Origin of the sequence: Kitasatospora sp. NPDC096140, assembly GCF_040303045.1 — a bacterium.
Classification (GTDB): Bacteria; Actinomycetota; Actinomycetes; order Streptomycetales; family Streptomycetaceae; genus Kitasatospora.
Window position 1 is genome coordinate 36,042 of the sequence record NZ_JBEOUW010000063.1, and the last position, 10,239, is coordinate 46,280.

General features: G+C 71.8%; 8 protein-coding genes. 7 read left to right on the forward strand and 1 reads right to left on the reverse strand.

Features of this window, described 5'->3' with window-relative positions; genetic code table 11:
- Positions 1–12: 12 nt before the first annotated feature.
- The 3 genes from egtD (at position 13) to ABT048_RS38365 (ending at position 4,163) form a co-directional block, all read left to right on the forward strand.
- Entirely contained in the window at positions 13–984 is a 972-nt protein-coding gene (gene egtD, locus ABT048_RS38355) for an L-histidine N(alpha)-methyltransferase (protein WP_350526266.1), read from the forward strand.
- A gap of 224 nt (positions 985–1,208) precedes the next feature.
- Complete coding sequence (locus ABT048_RS38360) at positions 1,209–2,636, forward strand: sugar porter family MFS transporter (protein ID WP_502894122.1); 1,428 nt, start codon at positions 1,209–1,211, stop codon at positions 2,634–2,636.
- Between the two features lie 414 nt (positions 2,637–3,050).
- Positions 3,051–4,163 carry a nitric oxide synthase oxygenase gene (locus ABT048_RS38365; protein WP_350526275.1) on the forward strand — a complete coding sequence of 371 codons (1,113 nt, stop codon included), beginning with the start codon at positions 3,051–3,053 and terminating at the stop codon, positions 4,161–4,163.
- 118 nt (positions 4,164–4,281) lie between these two features.
- Here the strand turns inward: ABT048_RS38365 and ABT048_RS38370 are convergent, their stop codons facing one another.
- On the reverse strand, positions 4,282–5,007 hold the full coding sequence (locus ABT048_RS38370; protein WP_350526268.1) for a TetR/AcrR family transcriptional regulator: 726 nt from the start codon (positions 5,005–5,007) through the stop codon (positions 4,282–4,284).
- A 171-nt stretch (positions 5,008–5,178) separates the two neighbouring features.
- On the opposite strand from ABT048_RS38370, the gene ABT048_RS38375 reads away from it, so the two are divergent.
- The 4 genes from ABT048_RS38375 to ABT048_RS38390 all read left to right on the forward strand — a co-directional run bounded on the left by ABT048_RS38375 (position 5,179) and on the right by ABT048_RS38390 (position 10,086).
- On the forward strand, positions 5,179–6,345 hold the full coding sequence (locus ABT048_RS38375; protein WP_350526269.1) for an acyl-CoA dehydrogenase family protein: 1,167 nt from the start codon (positions 5,179–5,181) through the stop codon (positions 6,343–6,345).
- 45 nt (positions 6,346–6,390) lie between these two features.
- Positions 6,391–7,590, forward strand: coding sequence for a thiolase family protein (locus tag ABT048_RS38380; protein WP_350526270.1), 1,200 nt, complete (start codon positions 6,391–6,393; stop codon positions 7,588–7,590).
- Between the two features lie 80 nt (positions 7,591–7,670).
- Positions 7,671–8,429: a 3-oxoacyl-ACP reductase FabG gene (gene fabG / locus ABT048_RS38385; protein WP_350526271.1), complete on the forward strand. Its 759-nt coding sequence runs from the start codon at positions 7,671–7,673 to the stop codon at positions 8,427–8,429.
- 286 nt (positions 8,430–8,715) lie between these two features.
- Positions 8,716–10,086: a S53 family peptidase gene (locus ABT048_RS38390; protein WP_350526272.1), complete on the forward strand. Its 1,371-nt coding sequence runs from the start codon at positions 8,716–8,718 to the stop codon at positions 10,084–10,086.
- Positions 10,087–10,239 lie beyond the last annotated feature (153 nt).

Below are 10,239 nucleotides of genomic sequence, written 5' to 3' on the forward strand. Positions count from 1 at the left end.
AACCACCCTGTCATGGACACCTTCGATCTCACCCGACTGCTGCCCGCCGACCACTTCAGCACCGCGCTGCGCCACGACGTGCAGCACGGCCTGACGTCCGAACCCAAGCGGCTGCCGCCGAAGTGGTTCTACGACGCGCGGGGCAGCGAGCTGTTCGAGGAGATCACCCGGCTGCCCGAGTACTACCCGACCCGCGCCGAGCGGGCCATCCTGACCGCCCGGGCCGGCGAGATCGCGGCCGCGACCCGGGCCCGCACCCTGGTCGAGCTGGGCTCCGGCTCCTCCGAGAAGACCCGGCTGCTGCTGGACGCCCTGCGGGCGCTCGACACCCTGGAGACCTACGTCCCGGTGGACGTCAGCGAGAGCGCGCTGACCGCCGCCGGCTCCGCGCTCGCCGCCGAGTACCCCGGACTGGCGGTGCACGGCGTGCTGGCCGACTTCACCGCCCGGCTTGGCCTGCCCCCGGAGGGCGGCCCCCGCCTGGTCGCCTTCCTCGGCGGCACCCTCGGCAACCTGCTGCCCGAGGAGCGCGCCGTCTTCCTGCGCGGCCTGCGCGCCGCCCTCGACCCGGGCGACTTCCTGCTGCTCGGCACCGACCTGGTCAAGGACCCCGCGGTGCTGGTCGCCGCGTACGACGACTCCGCCGGGGTGACCGCCGAGTTCAACCGGAACGTGCTCAACGTGCTCAACCGCGAGCTGGGCGCCGACTTCGACCCGGACGCCTTCGAGCACGTCGCGCTCTGGGACGCCGAGCGGGAGTGGATCGAGATGCGGCTGCGCTCGCTGCGCTCGCAGACCGTGAAGATCCCGGCCCTGAACCTGCCGGTGCACTTCGCCCGCGGCGAGGAGCTGCGGACCGAGGTGTCGGCCAAGTTCCGCCGCGAGCGGGTGGCCGAGGAGCTGGCGGCGGCCGGACTGCGGCTGAGCCACTGGTGGACCGACCCGCAGGGCCGCTTCGGGCTCTCGCTCTCCGCCCCCGCGTAGGCGGCGCCGCGGGGAACCGCCGGGAACCGCGGGGAACCGTCGTGGACCGCCGGGGAGGTGGTCGGGGACCGTCGGGGACTGTCGGGGACGTGGCCGGGAGGCTCAATTTGCTTGTTCACCTTACGAATTCTTGAACGGCGAATTGGCCTGCCGGTGTACAAGACTTAAACGAACAAGGGTTACGATCTCGACTACCGAGCTCAGTGTTGAGTACCAGGAGTCAGATCGTGAGCGTCACCCAGAAGCCCTCCGGGGCGGTCGAGGCCCCCGCGCCCGGCCGCCTCGGCTTCGTCGTCTTCATCACCGCCGCCGCGGCCCTCGGCGGGTTCCTGTTCGGCTACGACAGCTCCGTGATCAACGGTGCCGTCTCGGGCATCCAGGAGAAGTTCGGCGTCGGCGACGGCGTGACCGGCCTGATCGTCTCCTCGGCCCTGCTGGGCTCGGCCGTGGGTGCGGCGGTGGCCGGCCGGTTCGCCGACCGGTACGGCCGCATCAAGGTCATGAAGGCGGGCGCACTGCTGTTCGCGGTCAGCGCCGTCGGCTCGATGCTGCCCTTCTCCGCCTGGGACCTCGCGCTGTGGCGCGTCCTCGGCGGCGCGGCCATCGGCATCGCCTCGGTGATCGCCCCGACCTACATCGCCGAGGTCGCACCGACCAAGTACCGGGGCCGGCTGGCCTCCTTCCAGCAGGCCGCGATCGTGCTCGGCATCGCGATCTCCCAGCTGGTCAACTGGCTGCTGGCGGACTCCGCCGGCGGGGACACCCGCGGTCAGCTGCTCGGCCTGGAGGCCTGGCAGTGGATGCTGGGCATCTGCGTCGTCCCGGCCGCGGTCTACTTCGTGCTCGCCTCGGTCATCCCCGAGTCCCCGCGCTACCTGATCCAGGCCGACCGCCTGGCGGACGCCCGCAAGGTGCTCACCGAGGTCGAGGGCGAGGGCGTGGACGCCGACGCCCGGATCGCCGAGATCCAGGGGCTGATCGCCTCCGACCACCGCCCGCGCTTCCGCGACCTGCTCGGCGGCCGCTTCGGCCTGCTGCCGATCGTCTGGGTCGGCATCGGCCTGTCGGTCTTCCAGCAGCTGGTCGGCATCAACGTGATCTTCTACTACTCGTCGATCCTGTGGCAGTCGGTCGGCATCGACCAGAGCAACTCGCTGCTGATCAGCTTCATCGGCTCGGTCATCAACATCCTCGGCACCGTGATCGCGATCGTGCTGGTCGACCGGATCGGCCGCAAGCCGCTCGCCCTGATCGGCTCGGTCGGCATGGCGGTCGCGCTCGGTGCGGCCGGCTGGGCGTTCTCCTCGGCCACCGGCAGCGGCGACAACCTCACCCTGCCCGACCTGCAGGGCACCGTCGCCCTGATCGCCGCCAACGCCTTCGTGCTGTTCTTCGCGATGTCCTGGGGCGTGGTCGTCTGGGTGATGCTCGGCGAGATGTTCCCGAACCGGATCCGCGCCGCCGCGCTCTCCGTCGCCGCCTCCGCGCAGTGGATCGCCAACTGGGTGATCACCGTCTCGTTCCCCTCCATGGCGCGGTGGAACCTGTCGGTGACCTACCTGATCTACGCCGCCTTCGCGGCGCTCTCCATCCCCTTCGTGGCGAAGTACCTGAAGGAGACCAAGGGCATCCGACTGGAGGACATGGGCTGACAGTCGGACATCGGCTGATCCGACAGTCGGACCTTCGGCCCCCGCACCCTAGCGCGATCCGCGCGGGTGCGGGGGCCGAATCGTTCACTCTCTGCGGTGGACCGAGCACCTCCGGTACTCCTGTGCGGCAGGAGGGATGTGTCCTTGATCTTCAACCGGCTTCGCACCCGCAGGACCGCAGCCACCGCACCGACCGGCGGCTGCCCGTACGCCCACACCCACGCGCACCCGCAGGCCCACGGCGACCTCTCGACCCCGGGCGCCCACCCGCAGACCGCGCCGACGTCCCTGCCGCCCCAGCCGGACGCGCCGACGCTCTCGCTCCCGCTCCCGCCGTCGGCTTCCGCTTCGACTTCGGCTCCCGTTTCAACTTCCGCTTCGGCCTCGGCTTCGGCTTCGCGGGATGCGCAGCAACTGCCGTCCGAACCGCCGCCGTTCACCGACCCGGCGCAGGCCGCGGACTTCATCCGGCAGTTCCACCACGAGCAGCCCGCCGCCGGGTCGCCGGAGCCGCGACTGCGGGCCGTCCTCGACGAGATCGACCGCACCGGAAGCTACCGGCACACCCCCGCCGAACTCACCTACGGCGCCAAGCTCGCCTGGCGCAATGCCGCCCGCTGCATCGGCCGGCTGTACTGGCGCAGCCTGGTGGTCCGCGACCTGCGCCACCTCACCTCGGCCGACGAGATCGCCGCCGAGTGCTTCGAGCACCTGCGACTGGCGGGCAACGGCGGGCGGATCCGCCCGGTGGTCTCGGTGTTCGCCCCCGACGGTCCGGACCGCCCGGCCGCCCGCATCCTCAACCAGCAGTTGGTCCGCTACGCCGGTCACCGGGTCGACGGGGAGGCCGACGGGGTGGTCGTCGGCGACCCGGCCGGCGCCGCGCTCACCGTCCGGGCCCGCGAGCTGGGCTGGAAGTGCGCCGAGGACCGCTTCGAGGCGTTGCCGCTGCTGGTCCAGGAGCGGCCCGACGAGCGCCCCGCCTGGTACGAACTGCCGGACGACACCACGCTGGAGGTGCCGCTCAGCCACCCCGACCACGCCTGGTTCGCCGACCTCGGGCTGCGCTGGTACGCGGTGCCCGCGATCAGCGACATGACGCTGGAGATCGGCGGTGTCCGCTACCCGGCCGCACCGTTCAACGGCTGGTACATGGGCACCGAGATCGGCGCCCGCAACCTCGCCGACGCCGACCGCTACGACATGCTCGGCACCGTCGCCGAGCGGCTGGGCCTGGACACCTCCAGCGACCGCACGCTCTGGCGCGACCGCGCGCTGATCGAGCTCAACATCGCCGTGCTGCACTCCTTCCAGGAGGCCGGGGTGACGATCGCCGACCACCACACCGAGTCGGAACGCTTCCTCAAGCACGTCGCCCAGGAGGAGCGCCTCGGCCGGCCGACCCCGGCGGACTGGAGCTGGATCGTGCCCCCGGTCTCGGGCGGTCTGACGCCGGTCTACCACCGGTACTACGACCCGGTGGACCCGGCCCTGCGACCGGCCTTCGTCGCGCGCGACCCCTGGTAGCCCCCGGGTCCGAGGGCTACGGACACGGAGGACGAGGACGACCCCGAGGACCCCGAGGACCCGGAGGGCAAGGAGGACAAGGAGGCCGCGGAGCGCCGGAGGACGCGGACGCGGAGGCCTACGGGCGCGGGGCGAGGCGCTCGAAGCGCAGCGCGAGCCCGTCGAGCAGGGCCTCCAGGCCGGTCTCGAAGGCGCCCTCGTCGACCGTCCCCCGGTGCCCGGCCAGCCGGTGGGCCTCGCCGAGGTGCGGGTAGTCGGCCGCGTCGTAGACCTCGGCGTCCGCCGGGAAGCCGGCCGCGAAGGAGGCCAGCGCGGAGCCGGTGACGAAGTAGCGCATCAGCGCACCGATCCTGGTCGCCTGGCCGCGCGGCCACCCGGCCTCAACCAGGTGCCCGAAGACCGCGTCGGCCAGGCGCAGCGCGTTCGGCCGCCGCCCCGGGCCCTGGGCGAGGACCGGGACGATGTTGGGGTGGGCGGCCAGCGCGGCGCGGTAGGACCGGGCCCAGTCGCGCAGTGCCTCCGGCCAGGGGGTCCAGACCTCCCCTGCCGCGGCGACCGCCCCGGCGGGTCCGGGCGCCCCGGAGGACCCGGCCGCCCCTGCGGGTCCGGCCGCCCGGGCGGGCCCGAACATCGACAAGTCGACTTCGCCGATGACACTGTCCACCACCGCGTCCAACAGCTCGTCCTTGGTGGCGAAGTGGTTGTAGAGCGAGGGCCCGCTGACCGACAGCTCGGTGGCGAGGCGGCGGGTGGAGAGGGCGTCCAGCCCTTCGTCGTCGATCAGTCGCAGAGCGGTGACGACGATGCGCTCGCGGCTGAGCAGCGGGGTGCGTGGGCGGGCCATCTCGGCGGCGTCCTCCGGTTCGTCCGGTCGGGTGCGGTGGGGACCGATTCTGGCAGGTGCCCCTTCCCAGCGCGGGCCGGGCGGGGCTACAGTCCCCCCATAAAACTTGCAGCGCTAGTTTAATCGGCCCGGACCTCCCCCCGGGTCCGGATACGGGATTCGGGAGCCGCCGTGAACCTGGAGTTGTCCGAGGAGCAGAGCGCCGTCCGGGACCTCGCCGCCGCCTTCACCGACCGCGAGATCGTGCCGTACGCCACCGAGTGGGACCGCGCCGAGTCCGTCGACCGCGCGATCGTCGGCAAGCTGGCGAAGGTCGGCTTCCTCGGCCTGACCATCCCCGAGGAGTACGGCGGCAGCGGCGGCGACCACCTCGCGTACTGCCTGGTCCTGGAGGAGCTCGGGCGCGGCGACTCGGCCGTGCGCGGCATCGTGTCGGTCTCGCTCGGCCTGGTCGCCAAGTCCGTCAACGGCTTCGGCACCGAGGAGCAGAAGCAGCACTGGCTGCCCAGGCTCACCTCCGGCGAGGCGCTCGCCTGCTTCGCGCTCACCGAACCCGGCACCGGCTCGGACGCCGCCAACCTCACCACCCGCGCGGTGCGGGACGGCTCGGACTGGGTGCTCAACGGCACCAAGACGTTCATCACCAACGGCACCTGGGCCGATGTCGCGCTGGTCTTCGCCCGCACCGGCGGCGACGATCCCGAGCAGGGGGGCCACCGGGGCATCACCGCCTTCCTGGTCCCCACCGACCTGCCCGGCTTCACCCGCACCGAGATCCACGGCAAGCTCGGCCTGCGCGGCCAGGCCACCGCCGAACTCTCCTTCGAGGACGTCCGGGTGCCGGACGGCGAAGCCCGGCTCGGCGAGGTCGGCAAGGGGTTCACGGTCGCGATGGCCGCGCTGGCGAAGGGCCGGATGTCGGTCGCCGCCGGCTGCGTCGGCATCGCCCGCGCCTGCCTGGAGGCCGCGGTCCGCTACGCGGGCGAGCGCGAGCAGTTCGGACGGCCGATCGCCTCGCACCAGCTCGTCCAGGAACTGCTGGCCGGCATCGCCGTGGACGTCGAGGCGGCCCGGCTGCTCACCTGGAAGGTCGCCGACCACATCGAACGCGGCCTGCCGTTCGCCACCGAGTCCTCCGTCGCCAAGCTCTACGCGAGCGAGGCCGCCGTCCGGGCCGCCAACAACGCGCTCCAGGTGTTCGGCGGGTACGGGTTCATCGACGAGTACCCGGTCGGCAAGTACCTGCGCGACGCTCGGGTGATGACCCTCTACGAGGGCACCAGCCAGATCCACCAACTGCTCATCGGGCGCGCCCTCACCGGCATCAACGCCTTCTGACATCCGTAAGAGCATCCCACCCCTTTCGCCAAGGAGCCCGACGACGTGCGTCCCGTCTACTTCGCCGCAGCCCGCCGCACACCCATCGGCCGGCTGCGCGGCGCGCTCGCCACGGTCCGCCCGGACGACCTCTCGGCCACCGTGCTGCGCGCCCTGCTCGCCGACGTACCCGCCCTCGACCCGGCCCGGATCGACGACGTCTACTGGGGCGCCGCCAACCAGGCCGGCGAGGACAACCGCAACGCCGCCCGGATGGCCGTCCTGCTGGCCGGCCTGCCGGAGAGTGTCCCCGGAGCCACCGTCAACCGGCTCTGCGCCTCCGGACTGGAGGCCGTCACCCTCGCCGCCCGGGCGATCGGCTCCGGCGAGGCCGACGTGGTGCTCGCCGGCGGCTGCGAGTCGATGACCCGCGCCCCCTTCGTGCTGCCCCGCCCCGACGAGGCGCTGCCGCACCGGATGGAGACCTACGACACCCGGCTCGGCTGGCGGCTCACCAACCCCCGGATGGCCGAGCTGCACGGGGTGCTCGGCATGGGCGAGACGGCCGAGGAGGTCGCCACCCGGTACGGCATCACCCGCGAGCGCCAGGACGCCTTCGCGCTGCGCAGCCACCAGCGCGCGGCGGCCGCCCGCAAGGACGGGCACTTCGACGCCGAGCTGATCCCGGTCCAGCGGCCGGACGGGGTGACGGTCGGCCAGGACGAGGGCATCCGGGAGGACACCAGCCTGGCGAAGCTCTCCGGGCTCAAGCCGGTCTTCCGGCCCGTGGGCACCGTCACGGCCGGGAACGCCTCGCCGATGAACGACGGCGCGGCCGGGCTGGTCCTGGTCAGCGAGGAGGCGCTGCGCGACCTCGGCCTCCAGCCGCTCGGCCGGTACGTGGCCGGCGCCTCGGCCGGGGTGCACCCGGACGTCATGGGCATCGGCCCGGTGCCCGCGACGGCGAAGGTGCTCGGACGGGCCGGCTGGACGCTCGCCGATCTGGAGACGGCCGAGCTCAACGAGGCCTTCGCCGCCCAGGCGCTGGCCTCCGCCGACGGCATCGGGTTCGACCCGGAGCAGGCCGACGAGCTGGTCAACCCCAGCGGCGGCGCGATCGCCCTCGGCCACCCGCTGGGCGGCTCCGGCGCCCGCATCCTCACCACCCTGCTGCACCGGATGCACCGGACCGGCGCCCGGCGCGGCCTGGCCACCATGTGCGTGGGCGTGGGGCAGGGTACGGCCGTGCTGGTCGAGAACGTCTGACAACGGACCGAGAACGTCTCACAACGGACAGGGACGGACTGTCCGCTGTCGCCACTCACTCTTCCTTCCAAGGAGTTCACATGACCCGTTTCGCGGGGAAGGTCGCCGTCGTGACCGGCGCGGCGCAGGGCATCGGTGCGGCCACCGCCCGTCTGCTGGCGGAGGAGGGCGCGGCGGTCGCCGTCGTCGACCTCAGCGCCGAGCGGGCGGCCGGGACGGTCGCCGAGATCACCGCCAAGGGCGGCACCGCCCGGGCGTACGGCTGCGACGTGGCCGACTACGACGCGGTCGAGGCGGTGTTCGCGCAGATCGCGGCCGACCTGGGCGGGGTGCACGTCCTGGTCAACAACGCCGGGATCACCCGGGACAACCTGTTCTTCAAGATGCCCAAGGCCGACTGGGACGCGGTGCTGACGGTCAACCTGACCAGCGCGTACAACTGCAGCCACGTCGCGCAGAAGTACATGGTGGCGCAGAAGTACGGAAAGATCGTCTCGCTCAGCTCGCGCTCCGCCCTCGGCAACCGCGGCCAGGCCAACTACGCGGCCGCCAAGGCCGGCATCCAGGGCCTCACCGCCACCCTGGCGATCGAGCTCGGCCCGTTCAACATCAACGTCAACGCCGTCGCCCCCGGCTACATCGCCACCGCGATGACCGCGGCCACCGCCGAGCGGGTGGGCGCCACCGCCGAGGACCACCAGACCGAGGTGGCCGCCCGCACGCCGCTGCGCCGGGTCGGGCAGCCGGAGGAGGTCGCTGCGGTGGTCGCCTTCCTGGCGAGCGAGGACGCCTCGTACGTCAGCGGCCAGACCCTCTACGTCAACGGCGGCGCACGCTGACCTGACGGCGGCTTACCGGGCGCCGGTGAACTTGGTAAAGTTGGCCAACACGGTGAAAACTGTGAAGACGATGGTGATTTACTGACTGGTCGTCAGACGGCCGTCCCAGATGCGGGGTTACCTTCCCCTGGGACGGCCTTTACCTTTTCGCGTGGCCGAGCGTGACCATGCTCTTGATCGGACTACCCCACCAAATGACTATGGCATGATCATGTTGCAGTCGATGGGATGGCCGGACCGACCCGACCTGACCAGGTCGGGCCCAGCGTCCCCCTCAAGGAGTCCCATGGGCAGCCCCGCTTCCCTCCGCCGCGCCCTGGCTCTGCTCGCCGTCGGGGCCACCGCCCTCACGGCCGGCACCGTCGCAGTACCGGCCGTCGGCACCGCGACCGCCGCCCCCTCGCACGACCTCGCGGGCGTCCACGTCCGCCCGGCCTCCTTCGGCCACCACAACGCCCAGGCGCGCCCGGCCCCGCTGACCACCACCCAGTGCGTCAGCCAGATCGGCATCCACTGCTACTCGCCGCTGCAGTACCGCGAGGCCTACAACCTCAACCCGCTGTACCAGCAGGGCGTCACGGGCAAGGGCCGCACGATCGTCATCGTCGACTCCTTCGGCTCGCCGACCATCCAGCACGACCTGGAGGTCTTCGACAAGCAGTGGGGCATCCCGGACACCAACGTCGAGGTGGTCAAGTGGGGCAACGTCCCCGTCTTCGACCCGACCAACCCCGACCACACCGGCTGGGCCGGCGAGACCACGCTGGACGTCGAGTACGCCCACGCGGTCGCCCCCGACGCGCACATCATCCTGGTCGAGACCGGCGTCGCCGAGACCGAGGGCACCACCGGTCTGCCCGAGATGATGGACGCCGAGAAGAGCCTCATCAAGCAGGGCCGCGGCGACGTCATCTCGCAGAGCTTCGGCGCCACCGAGAACACCTTCCCGGGCTTCGACAAGGGCGACTTCAAGTCGATCACCGACCTGCGCTACGCCTTCCAGGCCGCCGCCGACCGCAACGTCACCGTGCTCGCCGCCTCCGGCGACAACGGCGCCACCGACGCCAAGGAGAACGGCACCGACCTGTACCCGTTCAAGGTCAACTCCTGGCCGTCCTCGGACCCGCTGGTCACCTCCATCGGCGGCACCCAGCTGACCCTGGACGACAGCGGCAAGCGCACCGCGGACGACAAGGTGTGGCACGACAGCTACGGCGCCGGCGGCGGTGGCGTCTCCGGCGTCTTCGAGCGCCCGTGGTACCAGGCCGGCGTCGCCAACGTCACCGGCAACCACCGCGGCACGCCGGACATCAGCATGAGCGCGGCCGTCGACGGCGGGGCCTGGACCTACGAGTCCTACGACCCGACCGCGGTCGGCTGGCACCTCACCGGCGGCACCAGCGAGGCCACCCCGATCTTCTCGGGTGTCGTCGCGCTCGCCGACCAGCTCGCCGGCTACCGCCTGGGCCAGATCAACTGGCGCCTGTACGGCCTGAGCCTGCTCCCGAGCCAGTGGAGCGGCATCAAGGACGTGAAGGAGGGCGACAACGGCTGGAACGGTGTCACCGGCTACAACGCCACCCCGGGCTACGACCTCTCCAGCGGCCTGGGCACCGTCGACGCGGCGAAGTTCGTCCACGCGATCGCCGGTCGGTGATCGGGTGTCGGCCGGGTCGGGCGGTAGCGGCTGACCGAGCCGACAGCCGGCACGGCTGGCGCAGCTGACACATGACAGCGGACAGCTGACAGATTTCGAAAAAAGTAAAGTTTGCGCTTTTTTTTTTGTGGGGTGTGAGGTATATAGGTAATG